Origin of the sequence: Pseudomonas sp. NFACC45 (assembly GCF_900113505.1) — a bacterium.
Taxonomy (GTDB): domain Bacteria; phylum Pseudomonadota; class Gammaproteobacteria; order Pseudomonadales; family Pseudomonadaceae; genus Aquipseudomonas; species Aquipseudomonas tehranensis.
In genome coordinates, this window is record NZ_FOPO01000013.1 from 73066 (window position 1) to 90152 (window position 17087).

General features: G+C 60.6%; 16 protein-coding genes. 6 read left to right on the top strand and 10 right to left on the bottom strand.

Features of this window, described 5'->3' with window-relative positions:
• The first annotated feature begins 200 nt into the window (after positions 1–200).
• The gene (yegS, locus tag BM132_RS23040) at positions 201–1118 is read left to right on the top strand and encodes a lipid kinase YegS (RefSeq protein ID WP_092458974.1); all 918 of its coding nucleotides are present in this window, start codon (positions 201–203) and stop codon (positions 1116–1118) included.
• Here the strand turns inward: yegS and BM132_RS23045 are convergent.
• The 3 genes from BM132_RS23045 to BM132_RS23055 all read right to left on the bottom strand — a co-directional run bounded on the left by BM132_RS23045 (position 1102) and on the right by BM132_RS23055 (position 3355).
• Positions 1102–1761 carry a response regulator gene (locus BM132_RS23045; protein WP_092401859.1) on the bottom strand — a complete coding sequence of 220 codons (660 nt, stop codon included), beginning with the start codon at positions 1759–1761 and terminating at the stop codon, positions 1102–1104. The two genes, yegS and BM132_RS23045, sit on opposite strands and share 17 nt — an antisense overlap.
• The gene (locus BM132_RS23050; protein ID WP_092401857.1) at positions 1758–2651 is read right to left on the bottom strand and encodes a sensor histidine kinase; all 894 of its coding nucleotides are present in this window, start codon (positions 2649–2651) and stop codon (positions 1758–1760) included. The genes BM132_RS23045 and BM132_RS23050 overlap by 4 nt, the downstream gene beginning before the upstream one ends.
• A gap of 233 nt (positions 2652–2884) precedes the next feature.
• A complete protein-coding gene (locus BM132_RS23055) occupies positions 2885–3355 on the bottom strand; it encodes a hypothetical protein (RefSeq protein WP_092401854.1) in 471 nt (156 codons plus the stop codon).
• Positions 3356–3835: 480 nt separating this feature from the next.
• On the opposite strand from BM132_RS23055, the gene BM132_RS23060 reads away from it, so the two are divergent.
• Together BM132_RS23060 and BM132_RS23065 are read left to right on the top strand one after the other, a co-directional pair.
• A complete protein-coding gene (locus BM132_RS23060) occupies positions 3836–4759 on the top strand; it encodes a chemotaxis protein CheV (protein ID WP_092401851.1) in 924 nt (307 codons plus the stop codon).
• Positions 4760–4829: 70 nt separating this feature from the next.
• Positions 4830–5639 (top strand): MOSC domain-containing protein, encoded by an 810-nt coding sequence (locus BM132_RS23065; RefSeq protein WP_092458976.1) that lies wholly within the window; start codon positions 4830–4832, stop codon positions 5637–5639.
• A gap of 212 nt (positions 5640–5851) precedes the next feature.
• On the opposite strand, the gene BM132_RS23070 is transcribed toward BM132_RS23065, so the two are convergent.
• From BM132_RS23070 to BM132_RS23095, 6 genes are all read right to left on the bottom strand, one after another.
• Positions 5852–6136, bottom strand: a complete 285-nt coding sequence (locus BM132_RS23070; RefSeq protein ID WP_047226402.1) for a pyrimidine/purine nucleoside phosphorylase — start codon at positions 6134–6136, stop codon at positions 5852–5854.
• A 95-nt stretch (positions 6137–6231) separates the two neighbouring features.
• Positions 6232–6774: a 3'-5' exonuclease gene (locus BM132_RS23075; RefSeq protein ID WP_047226403.1), complete on the bottom strand. Its 543-nt coding sequence runs from the start codon at positions 6772–6774 to the stop codon at positions 6232–6234.
• Between the two features lie 62 nt (positions 6775–6836).
• The gene (locus BM132_RS23080) at positions 6837–8807 is read right to left on the bottom strand and encodes an acetyl/propionyl/methylcrotonyl-CoA carboxylase subunit alpha (RefSeq protein WP_092458978.1); all 1971 of its coding nucleotides are present in this window, start codon (positions 8805–8807) and stop codon (positions 6837–6839) included.
• A gap of 115 nt (positions 8808–8922) precedes the next feature.
• Entirely contained in the window at positions 8923–10080 is a 1158-nt protein-coding gene (gene atuD / locus BM132_RS23085) for a citronellyl-CoA dehydrogenase (RefSeq protein ID WP_092458980.1), read from the bottom strand.
• A gap of 45 nt (positions 10081–10125) precedes the next feature.
• On the bottom strand, positions 10126–11742 hold the full coding sequence (atuC, locus tag BM132_RS23090) for a geranyl-CoA carboxylase subunit beta (protein ID WP_092458982.1): 1617 nt from the start codon (positions 11740–11742) through the stop codon (positions 10126–10128).
• Between the two features lie 42 nt (positions 11743–11784).
• Positions 11785–13575, bottom strand: coding sequence for an acyclic terpene utilization AtuA family protein (locus tag BM132_RS23095; RefSeq protein ID WP_092458984.1), 1791 nt, complete (start codon positions 13573–13575; stop codon positions 11785–11787).
• Between the two features lie 181 nt (positions 13576–13756).
• On the opposite strand from BM132_RS23095, the gene BM132_RS23100 reads away from it, so the two are divergent.
• The 3 genes from BM132_RS23100 to BM132_RS23110 all read left to right on the top strand — a co-directional run bounded on the left by BM132_RS23100 (position 13757) and on the right by BM132_RS23110 (position 16369).
• Complete coding sequence (locus tag BM132_RS23100; protein WP_047226408.1) at positions 13757–14380, top strand: TetR/AcrR family transcriptional regulator; 624 nt, start codon at positions 13757–13759, stop codon at positions 14378–14380.
• A gap of 123 nt (positions 14381–14503) precedes the next feature.
• Positions 14504–15286, top strand: a complete 783-nt coding sequence (locus tag BM132_RS23105) for a substrate-binding periplasmic protein (RefSeq protein WP_177193381.1) — start codon at positions 14504–14506, stop codon at positions 15284–15286.
• A 69-nt stretch (positions 15287–15355) separates the two neighbouring features.
• On the top strand, positions 15356–16369 hold the full coding sequence (locus BM132_RS23110; RefSeq protein ID WP_092458986.1) for a GNAT family N-acetyltransferase: 1014 nt from the start codon (positions 15356–15358) through the stop codon (positions 16367–16369).
• A gap of 137 nt (positions 16370–16506) precedes the next feature.
• Here BM132_RS23110 and BM132_RS23115 read toward each other — a convergent pair whose 3' ends face one another.
• On the bottom strand, positions 16507–17055 hold the full coding sequence (locus BM132_RS23115; protein ID WP_092401827.1) for an RNA polymerase factor sigma-70: 549 nt from the start codon (positions 17053–17055) through the stop codon (positions 16507–16509).
• Between the last annotated feature and the right edge of the window lie 32 nt (positions 17056–17087).

Here is a 17087-nt window from a genome sequence, read left to right on the forward strand (position 1 = left end):
TACCGTTGAAGGGTCAATTGAGCTGATTCGCCAGTTCTTGTAAGAAAATTCTTCGAGTCGAGAAGTTAGCGGCAGGCGGGCTGTCCGCCGGTTTCCCCATGGGCGCGCAGCGCAGTCTTTTATTTAAATTGAATCGGTCCGGGCTTTTTCGGCCGTGTGAGTGGTCCCATTCTCTGAACCTTCCCATGACGGAGATAATAATGAGCAAAGGCAAGGCGCTGTTGATTTTGCATGGCAAGCAAGCGCTCAACGATGAGGTTCGCGCCGCAGTAATGCTCAAGCGCAAGCAGGGCTGGGACCTTGCGGTCCGACTGACGTGGGAGGCCGGCGATGCTCGACGCTGTGTCGATGAGGCGCTGGATGCCGGTTACACGACTCTGATCGCCGGCGGTGGGGACGGGACCTTGCGTGATATCGCCGAGGCGATCGCGCGTCAATCGAGTGAGGTCAGCCTGGTATTGCTGCCGCTGGGTACGGCCAATGATTTTGCCCGTGCCGCCGGTATCCCGCTGGAGCCGGAGCAGGCCCTGGATCTGCTGGATGTCACGCCCCAGGCCATCGACCTGGGGGAAGTGGGCGGTCAGATTTTCCTGAACATGGCCACGGGCGGTTTTGGCAGCCAAGTGACGGCGAACACCTCCGAGGACTTGAAAAAGGTCTTGGGTGGCGCCGCCTATCTGTTCACCGGTTTATCACGTTTCAGTGAACTGAGTGCGGCCTACGGTGAGCTGCAGGGCCCGGATTTCCACTGGCAGGGTGATTTGCTGGCGCTGGGTATCGGCAATGGCCGGCAGGCCGGAGGGGGGCATGTACTGTGCCCTGAGGCGCTGGTCGATGATGGAATGCTGGACATCAGTGTCCTGCCGGCGCCTCAGGAAGTGGTCAGCACCCTGAAGGATTTGCTGGCCGGTGGCCTGGGGATCGACAATATGTTCGTGCGCGCACGCCTGCCATGGGTGGAAATCAAGGTCGCTCAAGGCCTGGATATCAATCTTGATGGCGAACCGCTGCAGGTCGAAAGTTTGCGTTTCACTGTCCGGGCGAAAGCGCTGCGTGTTCACCTGCCCTCCGATTCGCCTTTGCTGAGTACCTCGGTGGCGCTTAATCGTCCAGGCTGATGATCTGCTCACGCACTGCGAACAGCACCAGCCCGGCCACATCATGGATCTGTAGGCGTTTCATGATTTGCGCCCGGTGGGTTTCTATGGTCTTGATGCTCAGGCTCAGGCCGTTGGCGATTTCCCGGGTGGACTTGCCGCGCACGATCAACCGCAGGATCTCCAGTTGGCGGGCGGTCAGATTATGAGCCTGGCCAGGATCGGGTTGCGGCTTCTGGACGCGGGTCAGTGCCTGGTTGATCACGGTGTGGGCAATGGCAGGGCTCAGGTAGCGTTCGTTGTTGCGCAGAGCTTCCAGCGCGTGTTCCAGCTCGGTGGCGGTGGTGTCCTTGAGCAGATAGCCATGGGCTCCGGATTCCAGTGCCTGCATGATCAACGCCGGATCGGTGTGCATCGACAGAATCAGTACTTTGCTCTGGGGACGCACGCGCTTGAGCTGTTGCAGCGCGTCCAGGCCGCAGGTGTCTTTCATGGATATATCCAGCAAGACGATATCTGGAACCAGCCGTTCAACCAGTTCCAGCAATTGCGTCCCGTCACTGGCTTCGCCGATCACGGCATATCCGGGCAGATCCATGACCAGGGCGCGCACGCCGGCCCTGATCAGCGAGTGGTCATCTATCAGAAGCAAGTTACAAATCAATGGAGAACCTTATTCTTGCTGGCCCGTTCCAGGGCGCGAGGCGTCCAGGGAAAGCTTGCCTCAATATGGGTACCTTTGCCGGCCTCGCTGATGACCTTCAAGGTGCCGCCCAGTTGTTCAACCCGCTCCGACATGCCGGCCATGCCGCGTTGTCCTTCGTGAGCGGGGTGGGAGGCCGGGACGAATCCTTTGCCATCGTCGCTGATCAACAGGGTCAGGCCTTCGGGCAAGCGTTGCAGGCGCACCAGCAGGTTTTTCGCCTGGGCATGGCGCAAAATATTGGTCACGGCTTCCTGGGTGATTCGAAACGCGGCGACCGTCATTTCCTCAGGGATACCGGTCATGCGTTGTTGACAGTCCAGGCTCCATTTCAGCGGTGTGTTAGCCAGCGTCTTGAGCAGGTGCGCGCGCAGGCTGGCTTCAAGTCCCAGGCTGGTCAGTTGTCTTGGGTTGAGAATGGCTGAGACGTCGCGAACCTTGTTGAGCGTTTCGTCCAGCGTCTCGCAGAGGATCGTGCACTGGCCCTGCAGTTCTTCCGGAATACGGCGCTTGAGCCATTCGCTTTGCAGTTTTGCCGCGGTCAGCAACTGGCCGATATCGTCGTGCAATTCACGGCTGAGCCGATGGCGCTCATTTTCCTGGACCTCAAGCAACCGATCGGCCAACTCCTGGGGCTGGAACTTGATGGATTTGTGTGACAGGCGATGCTGGATCCAGACGCAGGTCGTGGCCGCGATATTCAGCGCCAGCAAACTCAGGGGTACGGTAGAGGCCAACAGGTAGACCAGCAGGCTGCCAAGGGTTGAGCAGATGCACAACGACAACGTGAAACGGCGGGCATTTTCTCGGGAGGGTGGCCAGGTGATGATTGACTTGAGGCTGGCGTACATGACGGATGGAGCCAATGAATGTTCGCTGCGGGCAGGCCAGTCAGCGTATCTGACAGGCCGGGACGGGTAAACGTTTCAGGTCGAAGGCAGCCTCAGTTGGCGGCTTAATGCCACTATCTTGAGGCCACTGACGCGGGAGATAGTACCACTTCATATTTCGTTGGTCGCGTTCAGCATGGTGGCGTGAAAGTGCCAAGTGTCAGCCGCATCAGGTCGAACCGCATTCATCGGCCTCAGGCCTGTTTTTGTGAGTAGGGCACCAAACCCAGGGGGCGCGAAGCAGGCAATGTCTGGCCAGGACTCTGGCCTACCTGGAAGGCAAAGGCTTCGATCAACGAGGTCTGTTCGCTGCTGTCCAGGCTGAGCTGGCCGGTGGTGTGATCGACCAGTTCCAGTTGCCAGGCCATCAGGGTGAAGCAATCCTTCAGCGCGCCCAGCGCCTGATCATGCAATTCAACGTGACTTTGCGCGTTGCTGAGCAAGCCATGAATATGCAGCGAAAATTCTGAAATGGCTTCCAGCGCCAGGGCGTCGGCCTTGTTTGCCAGCTTCAGCAAGGTACTGAGCATGCAATCAATGGCGTCCCTGTCGTCGTTGATCAGTTGCAGGTGGCTTAGGCATTCCTCTGACTTGGCCAAAAGCGTTTCGGCCTCGATCAGAAATTCGGGAAGGCGCTGATTCCAGTTTTTACGATCGTTCGGCATGCTTATCTCCACAACATCATGTCAGACGCAAGAAAATCGCGTGTGGCGAACGGCAGGAATTCACGGCCGGCAACTAACGAAGACCCGCAGGCACTCTTTCGCCCGTAGACAAAGGCATGCTCGCAAACGATTGCACTGGCGGGATCGGCCAAATGGCTGGAAGTCCGGTGTCCTGCGGTCGCGCACAAAAGCCTGACTCCGTTCAGCAATGAGAATGGCGTCACATTAATGGCTATTGGATAGCGGGAATATCAGGTTGCACCTGATTGTTGCTAGGGGAAACCCCTAGGCGGGGGAACTTTGTGCGCAAGCTGAGGTCGCGCCGCGCAGAACTTGAGGGATGAAATCTGTGAAGCCAGTAAAGCATGATGCTAATGTGACATCAATGCCCTGCGCGACATTTTATACAGGGGTCAAGATCCGGCCTGCACGGCCGATATCTCCTTTATGGATTCATCCGAACAAGCCCAGGAGTCATAGATGGCCGGCATTCTCGATACAGTAGATCAACGAACCCAACTGGTGGGTGAGAATCGCCTGGAAATTCTCATGTTTCGCCTGGCGGGGCGGCAGTTGTTCGCCATTAACGTGTTCAAGGTCCAGGAAGTGCTGCAGTTGCCGAAGCTGACGTTGATGCCGCAGCGCCATCCGTTTGTGTGCGGCGTAGTCAATCTGAGGGGCCAGACGTTGCCGGTGATCGACCTGTCCCAGGCCATCGGTATGCGTCCGCTGGTGCCGGGACCGAACAGCACCATTATCGTCACCGAGTACAACCGTTCGGTTCAGGCGTTCCTGGTGGGCGGCGTGGACCGCATCGTCAATATGAACTGGGAAGCCATCTTGCCGCCGCCGACCAGCGCCGGACGTGAGCACTACCTGACGGCGATCAGCAAGGTTGATGACCAGTTGGTGGAAATCATCGACGTGGAAAAAGTCCTGGCTGAAATCGTGCCTTACAACGCCAAGGTTTCCCGGGACAAACTCGAAGATCCGGTACTGGAGCGCGCCCGCGGACGCGAAGTGCTGCTGGTGGACGACTCCAATGTCGCGCTCTCTCAACTGCGCGATACGCTGGGTCAGTTGGGTGTGAAAATGCACGTTGCCAGCGACGGTTTGAAAGCCCTGAACATGCTCAAGGCCTGGGCCGATACTGGCGAAGTGATGACCGATAAATTACTGATGATTTTCACCGACGCGGAAATGCCGGAAATGGACGGCTATCGCCTGACCACCGAGATCCGCAACGACCCTCGTTTGCGGGGCCTCTACGTAGTGCTGCACACCTCGCTGTCCGGCAGCTTCAACGATTCGATGGTCAAGAAGGTCGGCTGCGACAACTTCCTCTCCAAATTCCAGCCGGACAAGCTGGTTGACGTGGTGCGCCAGCGACTGATGCTCGACTGAGGCTGATCATGGTTTGCTTCAATGGCCGGCTCGTATAAGGTGGCGTTTTTCGTCACCAGGGAAGTCGAGCATGTTGCGGCTGAGCGCGTTGTATCGTTATCCGTTGAAGTCCGGCAAGGGTCAGCTCCTGCAAGGCATAGGCCTGGACAAGCTGGGCCTGGACGGTGACCGGCGCTGGATGCTGGTGGACGAGGGCACCGGGCGTTTCCTGACCCAGCGGGCAGTGATTCAAATGAGCCAGCTCTCGGCATTGTGGAACGAGGCAGGCGGTCTGACGCTCAGTGCGCCAGGTTTTGCCTCGCTGGATGTACCGCTGCCACCTGCCGACGAAGAGCAGCGACGTGGTGTGATCATCTGGCGCGACACCTTGCGCGTACCGGATGCCGGTGACGAGGCAGCGGCCTGGGTCAGCGAATTCATCGGCAAGCCCACCCGGCTGGTTCACGTTCCGGTAGAACTGGCGCGCACCACCGCCGCCGGTTACGGCAAGGATGACGACAAGGTGGCGTTCGCGGACGGTTTCCCCTTGCTGCTGATCGGCCAGGCCTCTTTGCAGGACGTGTCCGATCGGGTCGGCCGCCCTTTGGAGATGCTGCGCTTTCGTCCCAACCTGGTTATCGAGGGCAGCGAGGCATTTGCCGAGGATGGCTGGAAGCGCATTCGTATCGGCGATGTGGAGTTCCGGCTGGTCAAGCCCTGCTCGCGCTGCATCATGACCACGGTCGATCCGCAAACCGGCGAACGCGACCCTGACCGCGAACCCTTCGCCACGTTGCAGCAGTATCGTTCGACACCGGACGGTGCGATGTTCGGCCAGAACCTGGTCAATGACAGCAATGGTTGGCTTGAAGTGGGCATGCCGGTTGAAGTGCTCGAATAAACACCGCTTCTGAAAAAACAATGCCCGTGTCCACCGGACACGGGCATTTTTCATTCCCGATACCACGCTGGGGCTTTTGTGGCGAGGGGATTTATCCCCGCTGGGCTGCACAGCAGCCTAAAGACCTGCAGCCTCGGTGTATCAGGCTGACTGTGTTCAGTCTTTTGGGGCTGCTGCGCAGCCCAGCGGGGATAAATCCCCTCGCCACAGACTCAGCCGCGGTATTCGCACAGGTAGGCGGTGTCGACGGCGACCTTGAGCTGGAACTTGCTATTGGCCGGTACATTGAACTGGCTGCCGGCCTCGAAGGTTTCCCAGTCGGTGCTGTCGGGCAGTTTCACGGTCAGGGCGCCGGAGACGACATGCATGATTTCCCGCTGGGCCGTGCCGAACTCGTATTCGCCCGCAGCCATGACGCCGATGGTCGCAGGGCCTTCGGCAGTGCCGAAAGCGATCGACTTGACGGTGCCGTCGAAGTACTCGTTGACTTTAAACATGGGCGATTCCTCGAAAAAAGGGGCTGGAAAAGGCCGGCCAGTATGCACAAGGCTGCAACGTTCGTCATCTGCCGCGCCGCCGTCGTGGCTCGCGTTCAGCCTGGGAGTACCAGGGGTAATAACCGCGCCGTATTGCGCGCATCTTCCAGGGCCCGGTGTTGTTGACCGCAGAATTGCAGGCCGGCCAGTTGCAGCGCCCCGTTGAGCCCCAGCGGTCGCTCCAGCCGGCGGGCTTTGGCGAAGCGCTGCTTGAGGTTCATGTGCGGCACTTGGCCGAGAAAACTGTGCAACCGCTGATGCTGCCATTCCTGAAGCAATTGCTTGCGGTCGTAATCGCCCCAACTGACCCAGCTCTCCAGGTTCGCGTGATACTGCGCCAGCCAGCGTTCGAACGCCGGCCAGACCTCGGTCAAAGGCGCGGCGCTGTCGATATTGGCCTGGGTGATATGGGTCAGCTCGCGACAGAAAGGTGTGAGCAAGGGACGCCTCAACGGCTTTACGAACCGCTGGAAGTGGTCCAGCTCGCGGCCATCCCGATTCACCAGCGTGGCGCCGATTTCGATAATTTCCATTTCGGTTACCGGCCAGCCACCTTCATCGGTGGTGGCCTCCAGATCAATCACCAGCCAGTGAGGCATCGCAAGGTTCCCGGTATCGGCGTGCTGATGGGTTTGAGCGTAGTCAAACCCTGCGCATCCGCCTAGTGCGCTGTTTCAACCTGCAATAATAACTGGCGGTTTTTCACCTGATCGCCTGGCTTGACTTGTAAGGTCCTGACCACTCCATCAATACCTGCCTTGAGTGGGTGCTCCATTTTCATCGCTTCGAGCACCATCAGTAGCTGTCCCTGGCGTACTGCCGTCCCTTCACTGACCAGTACTTCGACGATAGCGCCGTCCATTGGCGCCTTGAGGGAGCCATCGCTGACGTTGGTTCTGGCGGCGATGGGGGCCTGGGTCCGATCCTGCAAATGCAGGCCGCCGGGGCGAGTGAACAGCCACAGGTCATTACCATCGAGGTGCCAGGCATGGCGTTGGCGAATGCCGTCGATCATCAGCGTTGCGCCGCACTGATCAGCTTCGAGCAACTTCAACTCGATCACACGCTCGGCTACCCGGAGATGCAGCGTGCCGCCGGTTTCGGCGGTCAGGATCAGGGGCCAGTCGCGCTCGCCCAGGCCAATGCGATAGCGCCGCACCGTGCCGCTGTTGTTGCTCCATCCTCCCAGATCGGGCGCATGACGTGCATGCATGGACTGATAGAACAAGGCTGCGGCGATGGCGAGCTGCTCAGCCGAGGGGGCATGGATCTGCAGGGCGGGATGATCGGCGAAATGTTGCTGGATGAAACCGGTGCCGAAATCTCCATCAATGAATTGTGGATGAGCCAACAGCCCCGCCAGCAAGCGCTGATTGGCCTGTACACCCAGGAGCACGCAGTCCTCCACGGCGCGCAGCAATTTGCGTCGGGCCTCTTCACGGGTGGCGCCGTGGGCGATGACTTTGCCCAGCATTGGGTCGTAGAACGGGGTGATGGTCTGGCCTTCAAGCAAACCATGGTCGATTCGTACACCGTCGCGGATAGGGGGTTGCCAACTGAGCAAATGGCCGGTTTGCGGCAGAAAGTTCGCAGCCGGGTCTTCGGCATACAACCGTACTTCCATGGCATGACCACTGAACTGGACCTGGTTCTGGCGCAGGGGCAGTGGCAGGCCGGCGGCCACATCCAGTTGCCAGGCCACCAGGTCCAGTCCGGTGATCAGCTCGGTGACCGGATGTTCGACCTGTAGGCGCGTGTTCATCTCCAGAAAGTAAAAACCGCCGTCCGGGGCGAGCAAAAACTCCACAGTCCCGGCCCCCACATAATTGACCGCACGGCCAGCCTTGAGCGCGGCGTCACCCATGGCCTGGCGCAGATCGGTGGTCATGACCGGGCAGGGCGCTTCTTCAATGATTTTCTGGTGGCGTCGCTGGATCGAGCAGTCCCTTTCGCCCAAATGGAGCAGATTGCCGTGATGGTCACCGAAAATCTGGATTTCCACATGCCGCGGATTGATCAAGGCTTGTTCGAGGATCAACTCATCGTTGCCAAAACCATGCAGCGCCTCGGAGCGCGCGGTGCGTAACTGTTCTAGCAGGTCTTCATCCCGCCAAACCAGGCGCATGCCTCGGCCACCACCGCCGGCGCTGGCCTTGATCATCAACGGATAGCCGATGCGGGCGGCTTCGCGAGTCAGCGTGTCGTCATCCTGGGCCGCGCCTTGGTAACCGGCGATGCACGGTACGCCGGCGGCGAGCATAGCGATTTTCGACCGGCGTTTGCTGCCCATCAGGTCGATGGCGTCGGGGCTGGGGCCGATGAACACGATACCGGCCGCTTCGCAGGCCTTGGCGAACCCGGCGTTTTCCGCGAGCAAACCGTAGCCGGGGTGGATGGCGTCGGCGCCAGTTCGCCGGGCGGCATCGAGGATGGCCGGCTGATTGAGGTAGGACTGTGGCACCGGTGCCGCGCCGATGAGTACCGCTTCATCGGCCATGCGCACATGCAGCGCGTCGGCGTCGGCCTCGCTGAACACCGCCACGGTGCGATAGCCCAGGGCCTGGGCGGTGCGCTGGATCCGGCAGGCGATTTCACCGCGGTTGGCGATGAGGATCTTGCTGAAGGCGGGCATGGTGGTCATTCCTGGGTTTTACGGTGGCTGTCAGGGCCTCATCGCGAGCAGGCTCGCTCCCACAATGGAGGGTCAACACAGTCAAATTTCGATGGCGGCCTGGCAGGCGACGTAGTCATTTTTTCTTGCCCGGCAAAATGCCCATGAGTTTGCAGATGATGCCTAGCATGATCTCGTCCGCACCGGCACCGATGGACACCAGTCGCACGTCGCGATACGCCCGCGCCACCGGGTTGTCCCACATGAAACCCATGCCGCCCCAGTATTGCAGGCAACTGTCGGTGACTTCCCGCGCCAGGCGCCCGGCCTTGAGCTTGGCCATGGACGCTAGCCGCGTCACATCCTGGCCGTTGATGTACTGCTCGGTGGCCTGGTAGACCAGCGCCCGCAGGCATTCGATTTCGCTGGCCAGTTCCGCCAGGCGAAAGTGGATCACCTGGTTGTCGATCAGGGCGGTGCCGAAGGTCTTGCGCTGCTTGCAGTACTCGACGGTGCTGTCGATGCAGTGCTCCAGCCCCTTGAGCATGTTCGCCGCGCCGAACAGGCGTTCTTCCTGGAACTGCAACATCTGCATCATGAATCCGGCACCTTCCTGACCCACGCGATTGCGTTGCGGCACCCGTACGTCGTCAAAGAACACCTGGGCGGTTTCCGAGCTGCGCATGCCTAGCTTGTCCAGGTGCCCGCCGAGGCTGATACCAGGGCTGTTCATCGGTACCATGATCAGTGATTTGTTGATGTGGGGCTTGTCGTCCGACGTGTTGGCCAGCAGGCACATGAAATCGGCGCTCGGTGAATTGGTGATCCACATCTTGCTGCCGTTGATGACGTAGTCATCGCCATCCTTGCGGGCCGTGGTCTTGAGCCCGGCGACATCAGAGCCGGCCCCGACTTCCGAGACGCCGATGCAACCGACCTGCTCACCGCTGATGGCCGGGCGCAAGAATGCTTCACGCAGCTCATCGGAGCCGAAACGCGCCAGGGCCGGGGTGCACATGTCGGTCTGCACGCCGATGGACATCGGCACGCCGCCACAATGAATGGTGCCGAACTCCTCGGCGGCGACGATCGAATAGCTGTAGTCCAGGCCCATGCCGCCGAACTGCTCCGGCTTGGATATACCCAGCAATCCCAGTGCACCGGCCTTGCGGAAAACCTCGTGGATGGGAAACCGTCCGGCCTTCTCCCATTCGTCGACATAGGGGTTTATCTGCTGGTCGACAAACTGGCGAACGGTGCGCCGCAGCGCTGCGTGTTCCTGGGTGAAGATCATTTTTATTGTTCTCCTGTGGGCAGCGATCAAAAGTCCTTCACACGTTCAGAAACGGGCCACACCGAAACTGTTGGGTTGCAGCGGCCGCAGCTCAGCCGCGTGGCAGATGTCCAGCAGGTAGCCTAGCAACGTGCGGGTGTCGCGCGGGTCGATGAGCCCGTCATCCCACAGGTTGGCGCTGCCGTATAGCGCAGTGGACTGGCTGTCGAGTGTCTGCGCAGTGGTTTGTTCAAGCAGGTCCAGCATCTTCGGGTCGGGGGTGAGGCCATTCTTGATCTGCGTCGCCTGCGTGACGATGCGCAAAACCTTGCCGGCCTGGGCGCCACCCATCACCGCTGTGTGGCTGTTGGGCCAGGCGAAGATGAAGCGTGGGTCCAGCCCTCGGCCGCACATGGCGTAGTTGCCGGCGCCGTAGGAACCGCCCACCACGACCGTCAGCTTCGGCACCCGGGCGTTGGCCACGGCCTGGATCATCTTTGCCCCATGCTTGATCACGCCTTGTTGTTCCGACTCGGTGCCGACCATGAATCCGGTGGTGTTGTGCAGGAACAGCAGCGGTGTGCGGCTCTGGTCGCACAGCTGGATGAACTGCGCGGCCTTGCTCGCGCCCTTGGGTGTGATCGGGCCGTTGTTGCCGATCAGGCCACAGGCATGGCCACGAATGCGCAGGTGGCCACAAATCGTCTGTTGATCGAACTCGCTTTTGAATTCCAGGAAGTCCGAACCGTCGGCGATACGGGCGACGATTTCCCGCACGTCATAGGGCTTTTTCGGGTCGTCGGGGATCAACCCCAGCAACTCATCGGCCGGGTAGAGCGGCTCTTTCCAGGTGCGTTCAGGCTGTGGCGGCTGTTGCTCGTTCCAGGGCAACAGGCTGACGATCTCCCGGGCCAGGCGTATGCCATCGGCGTCATTCTCGGCCAGGTATTCAGCGGTGCCGGCCACCTGCGCATGCATTTGCGCACCGCCCAGTTCTTCTTCTGTGGCGATTTCGCCAGTGGCGGCTTTGAGCAGCGGTGGCCCGGCCAGAAACAGCCGTGCTTTGTCGCGCACCACCACCACGTAATCCGAGAGCCCCGGCTGGTAGGCCCCGCCCGCCGTGGCCGAACCATGCACCACGGTAATCTGCGGCAAGCCCATGGCGGACATCCGCGCCTGATTGGCGAAGCTGCGCGCACCTTCGACAAAAATCTGCGCGGCATAGTTGAGATTGGCGCCGCCGCTTTCGGCCAAGGTGATGACCGGCAGTTTGTTCTCCATGGCGATCTGTTGCAGACGCAGGGTCTTGTTCAAGCCGCTGGGAGAGATGGTCCCACCCTTGATCGCGCTGTTGTTCGCCACCACCAATACCTGAGCGCCGGATACGTAGCCGATCCCCGCGATCAAGCCGCCACCGGCCTGGCTGCCATCTTTGTCGTCATGGAGTTTGTAGCCGGCCAGGCTCGCCAGTTCCAGGAACGGCGCGCCGGGGTCCAGCAGCAGGTTCAGACGCTCGCGCGGCAGCAGTTGGCCGCGTTGCTCGAACCTGGCCTGGGCCAGGGCGGCTTTCTCCAGCACCGTCTGTTCGATCTGACGCAGGTGTGCCACGCCAGCCAGCATGGCCGCGTGGTTGCGGGCGAAGTCGGCGCTGTGAGGGTCAAGGTGCGATTCGATGACTGGCATAAGTGTTCCTTGTGCTCGAACCGACGCTGTGGCGAGCGTCCTTTAATTGACCTGATCGGCGATGCTCTGTGGCACCGGTATCTGGATCTCCAGCAACTGCTGAGCGAACGCCTTGCCCTGCGGATCGATGCGCAGGCTGGCGATACCGCCCCCGCCAAGGGCATTTTCCAGCACGAAGTTCAGGCTGTGGGTGGCCGGCAGATACCAGCGCTCGACGCGCCCCAGCAGTGGGTCGAGCACGTGGCTCATCCAGTCAACCAACACCTGGGGCGTTAGCGCCTCGGCGATCCACGGCAAGTATTCGGGGGCCCGGGCGATGACGCCGATGTTGCTGTGGTTGCCCTTGTCGCCGGAGCGCGCCACCGCCAGTTTGACCAATGGCACGCTGGCGTCAGCCCGGCCCTGGGGTTTGGGCAGGTCGGGAGCGACCGGCAAGTCGCGGGTTTGCAGCGCTTCGACGGTGGGCAGCAGGCAAGGATGACTCTGCCCGTCGAGTTCGATGTCGAGCCGGCAAGCGGACTTGTCGATCAGGAACGAGAACAGGCGAATCAGCGGATACACCGTCGGGCGGCCACCCATCAGGCCGGTCAGCCCCGGCACCATGCCGGTGGCGGCCTGGGCGATCTCCCTGGAAAACAGCACCAGCGGCTGTTTGTCGGGGTGGCGCACCGCCAGTTTGATCACCACTTCGCGGCTGTCCTGGCGCCGGCCGTGCTGGCCGTAAGTCGCTTCGCTGCCCAGCAGCTCGATGTTCACCTCGCTGTAGGGTGCCCAGCCGCGCGAACTGAACAACTGCGAAGTCCTGGCGATGATCGCCTGGCTGACCCGTTCGGCCTTGGCCACCGCATCGATGCCGGCGATCAGGCACAGGGCAGTGCAGCGAAAACCATCGGCCCAGGTGGCGCAGACCTTGTATTGATCGGTGGGCGGCAAGCCCTTGGCGCCTTGGACGCGCACGGCGTGCTTGCCTTGCTGGATCAACCTGACCTGGCTGAAGTCGCAGATCACGTCCGGCAAGAGATAGCCTTGGGGATCGCCGATTTCATAGAGCAGTTGTTCCCCGACCGTCAGCGGCGTGACCAGCCCGCCGGTGCCTTCGGCCTTGGTGACGATGAATTGGCCGTCGGCGCTGACTTCAACGATGGGAAAACCGATGTGCTCGTAATCCGGTACCTCCCGCCAGTCGGTGAAATTACCGCCTGTGCATTGGGCCCCGCACTCAATGAGGTGCCCGGCCAATGCGGCTTGGGCCAGTTTGTCGTAGTCGTGCCAGGCCCAACCAAACTCATGCACCAGGGCCGCGCTGACCACGGCGCTGTCGACCACCCGGCCGGTGATCACGATGTCGGCTCCCAGATGCAAGGCCTCGACAATGCCGGGGGCACCCAGGTAAGCGTTGGTGGACACGCACACCGTCGGTAGGGGCGCACCGCTGAACATCTCGGCAATGCCCTGGCTGGCGAGCTGTTCGAATCGCGGTTGCAGGTCGTCTCCCAGCAGCACCGCGATCTTCAAGGGCACGCCGGCCTTGTCGCAAGCCGCTTGTAGAGCGGCGGCGCAGGCCTGGGGGTTGACCCCGCCGGCATTGCTGATGACGCGGATCTTGCGTTCATGCAAACGATGAAGCAGCGGTGAGAGCACTTCGATGAAGTCCGTGGCATAACCGCCCCGAGGGTCTTTCATGCGCGCGGCAGCCATGATCGACATCGTGACCTCGGCCAGGTAATCGAACACCAGGTAGTCCAGTTCAGCGCCTTCGACCAGTTGCGCCGCAGCGGTACAGGTATCGCCCCAGAAGGCGCTGGCACAACCGATACGTATCGTTTTTGGCATGGTGCTCCCTCCGGCCGACGTCGCCCGAGACTACCAAGCAAGCGCTTGGTTTGTAAACGGCCGCCAGTTCTTCGATCCAAGCGCTTGCTTGGGTGCCCCGGCCAGCTTAAATTGCCCGCGCCACCTCGTCGGTTCCGCAAGCGTGGCCCGACGTTGATCGATCGACTGTAGGAGAGAATGGGTGGATGAGCAAAAAGCCCTGAACGTGATGCGTGAGCTGGTCGATAACGGGCAACTGACCGATCCTGACAGCGCTCGCGGCAAACTGCTCCAGACCGCCGCCCATCTGTTTCGCAACAAAGGGTTCGAGCGCACCACGGTGCGCGACCTGGCGAGCGCGGTGGGCATTCAGTCGGGCAGCATCTTTCATCATTTCAAAAGCAAGGATGAGATCCTGCGGGCGGTGATGGAGGAGACCATTCGCTACAACACGGCGTTGATGCGCGCGGCGCTGGCCGAGGCCGATAGCGTGCGCGAGCGGGTCCTGGCGCTGATCCGCTGCGAGTTGCAGTCGATCATGGGCGGCAGCGGCGAGGCGATGGCGGTGCTGGTCTACGAATGGCGCTCGTTGTCCGAGCAAGGGCAAAGACAGGTGCTGGCTTTGCGTGATATTTATGAGGCCCTGTGGCTTGAGGTTCTTGGGCAGGCCAAGGACGCGGGGTATATTCGGGGCGACGTGTTCATCACCCGTCGTTTCCTGACCGGCGCCCTGTCCTGGACCACCACTTGGTTTCGCGCCGAGGGCAGCCTGAGTCTTGATGAGTTGGCCGAGCAAGCCTTGATTCTGGTGCTTGAAGAAAAATAAAAAGAGGCAGCAATGCCGCTGAGTGGTCGCCTTGCGTGCCCTGCGTGATGTGCATTGAGATGCCTGGTTGGATTCACTGATGATTAATTTTCTGGGGAGTGAGGTGTCTTGACGTTTTCAACGATGGGGATAGCCTCGCGCGTCTTGCTCGCTGCGTTGATTGCAGTGTTCGCGTTGCCGGCCACGGCTGCGCAACTGGTCCGGATTGGCGCAGCGCATTTTCCGCCCTACACGATACGCCCCGAAACTGGCGCCGATACCGGTTTGCTGCCGCAGTTGGTCGAGGCCTTGAACCGGTCCCAAAGCGATTATCAATTCGTGCTGGTTCCGACGTCGATTCCGCGCCGTTTCAATGATTTCAAGCAGGGGCGGGTCGACATGGCCATTTTCGAGAACCCGGACTGGGGCTGGAAGGATGTGCCTCATACTGCGGTAGACATGGGCCTGGAAGACGCGGAAATCTTCGTAGCCCAGCGTCAACCGGATCGTCAGCAAGACTATTTCTCTGATCTGCGGGGCAAGCGCCTGGCGCTGTTCAGCGGCTACCACTACGCCTTTGCCGAATTCAACGCCGACCCCAAGTTCCTGACCGGCCAATACAACGCCACGCTGACGTATTCCCATGACAGCAACCTGCTGATGGTCTTGCGCGGGCGTGCGGACATTGCGCTGGTCACCCGTTCGTACCTCATCGATTACGTGTTGCGCAATCCAGACGTCGCCCCCCAATTGCTGATATCCGAACGTATCGATCAGATTTACCACCATTACGCGCTGATCCGCCCCCAGGCGCCGATCTCTGGCGAAGCGTTCGATCGGCTGCTGCAAAAGCTGCGGGACGACGGGCAGATGCTGGCGATTTTCCAGCCCTACCAGATACAGCTGGTGCCAGCCCACGATCATTGAACAGGGCACTAAATTTCCCTGCCTGGCTCACGTCACACGTTGACTACCGACGACTACGTGAGCCCCGCCATGTCCCACCTCAAGCACCCGACGACGCTGCCTTTACCCGGTGGTCGCCGTCTCGGCGCCGATGAAACCGAACACCACCTGAGCCTGATGCTTGAGGGCGCGCCGCTGATCCGGCTGCGCTTGGAGCGGGGTACCGAGCTACATGTGCATTTGCAGGAAATCAATGATCGGCCCGTAGGCCCGGCGCTTTGGGCGGCCTGCTATTGGCTGTTCGCCCGCGATCCTGAATGCCGGCGCCTGACTTGGCATCTGCCCGAGCGCCCTGGTGAAGCCTTGCTCAGCGGACTGCTGACGCCCGGCGAGTGCGCCGACGAGTACATCTGCGAGCGCACTCTGTTCTGGCAACTGCCGCAACCCTGGCTGGGAGAGTCGTTCAACGGCAGCTATCCGCAACAGATGATCATCACCGATGGCAAGCGTCATCCGCGCCGGCCCATGAAGCCGCGAGGCGAGGTGTATCGGCGCTTCGATGCGCGCCTGGGGGCCTGGGTGTCCTTGCGCACCCTGGAAATCGAACAGGACCTGACGCGCTTCAACCGCTGGCAGAACAGCCCACGGGTGGCGAGTTTCTGGCAGGAGGAGGGCAGCCTGGAACAGCATCGCGAGTATCTGAGCACACTGCAGCGCGATCCCCGGGTGCTGACCTTGATCGGTTGTTTCGACGACCAGCCTTTCGCCTACTTCGAAGCCTATTGGGCCAAGGAGGATCGGATCGCGCCGTTCTACGACGTGCACAATTATGATCGCGGCATTCACATGTTGGTGGGCGAAGAGCAGCACCGTGGCCCGCACAAGGTGGCAAGCTGGCTGTCGGCACTGGTGCATTACCTGTTTCTCGACGACCCGCGCACCCAACGCGTGGTGGCCGAACCTCGGGCCGACAACGCCCGAATGATCGGTCATCTGTACAACCAGTGTTTCCACTGTGAAAAGGAATTCGATTTCCCCCACAAGCGCGCGGCGCTGATGATTCTGGGGCGTGAGCGGTTTTTTGATCGGTGTGGGTTGATGTAAGAGGTTAAGTCCTCAAGGCCTTATCGCGAGCAGGCTCGCTCCCACAGGGATTTGTGATGAACACAGACTTCGTGAACACCCAGATCCATTGTGGGAGCGAGCCTGCTCGCGATGAGGCCCGCAAAATCACGGCACTGTTACCGCCGGGCGAATGTATCCCCACGAATCCCTGACACCTTGCGGCAATGCACCAGAGCGTCGCGGATCATGAAGTTCACCAGGGTCGGCGAGACCCCCAGCTCCTTGGCGATATCCTTCTGTGGCACACCGTGCAGGCGGTACATCTCGAAGGCATAACGGGTGCGGCTGGGCAGTTCAGTGAGCGCGTCGGCGATGTGCTCCAGCGTCGAGAAATTGATGTGTGACGTTTCTGGCGAAGCCCCCTGGATCACCACATTCAACCCTTCCTCTTCCGGCCCCGAGTATTTCTGTTCCAGCGCCTGCTTGCGGTAATGGTCGATCGCCAGGTTGCGCACGATCTGAAACAGGTAGCTGAGCTGAGCCTTGAAGGACGAGGTGATCTGAGGCGCCGATTGCAGCCGGAAAAACGCATCCTGCACCACGTCTTCTGCCCGGGACCGGCAACCGGTGATTCGTGCTGCGATCTTGACCAGGATCATCCGGTTATCCACGAATGCCTGAAGTAACGGTGAGTCGCACCTGCTTGTGGATACTTGTTCCGTCATGGAATTCACCTTGCTGCAAAAAGTTAGCAGGA

Coding starts and splice junctions, on each gene's coding strand:
- atuD (WP_092458980.1), bottom strand. CDS start 10,080: ATGATCTTCACCCAGGAACACGCAGCGCTGCGGCGCACCGTTCGCCAG.
- BM132_RS23065 (WP_092458976.1), top strand. CDS start 4,830: ATGTTGCGGCTGAGCGCGTTGTATCGTTATCCGTTGAAGTCCGGCAAG.
- BM132_RS23060 (WP_092401851.1), top strand. CDS start 3,836: ATGGCCGGCATTCTCGATACAGTAGATCAACGAACCCAACTGGTGGGT.
- BM132_RS23070 (WP_047226402.1), bottom strand. CDS start 6,136: ATGTTTAAAGTCAACGAGTACTTCGACGGCACCGTCAAGTCGATCGCT.
- BM132_RS23055 (WP_092401854.1), bottom strand. CDS start 3,355: ATGCCGAACGATCGTAAAAACTGGAATCAGCGCCTTCCCGAATTTCTG.
- atuC (WP_092458982.1), bottom strand. CDS start 11,742: ATGCCAGTCATCGAATCGCACCTTGACCCTCACAGCGCCGACTTCGCC.
- BM132_RS23105 (WP_177193381.1), top strand. CDS start 14,504: ATGGGGATAGCCTCGCGCGTCTTGCTCGCTGCGTTGATTGCAGTGTTC.
- BM132_RS23095 (WP_092458984.1), bottom strand. CDS start 13,575: ATGCCAAAAACGATACGTATCGGTTGTGCCAGCGCCTTCTGGGGCGAT.
- BM132_RS23080 (WP_092458978.1), bottom strand. CDS start 8,807: ATGCCCGCCTTCAGCAAGATCCTCATCGCCAACCGCGGTGAAATCGCC.
- BM132_RS23115 (WP_092401827.1), bottom strand. CDS start 17,055: ATGACGGAACAAGTATCCACAAGCAGGTGCGACTCACCGTTACTTCAG.
- BM132_RS23050 (WP_092401857.1), bottom strand. CDS start 2,651: ATGTACGCCAGCCTCAAGTCAATCATCACCTGGCCACCCTCCCGAGAA.
- yegS (WP_092458974.1), top strand. CDS start 201: ATGAGCAAAGGCAAGGCGCTGTTGATTTTGCATGGCAAGCAAGCGCTC.
- BM132_RS23110 (WP_092458986.1), top strand. CDS start 15,356: ATGTCCCACCTCAAGCACCCGACGACGCTGCCTTTACCCGGTGGTCGC.
- BM132_RS23075 (WP_047226403.1), bottom strand. CDS start 6,774: ATGCCTCACTGGCTGGTGATTGATCTGGAGGCCACCACCGATGAAGGT.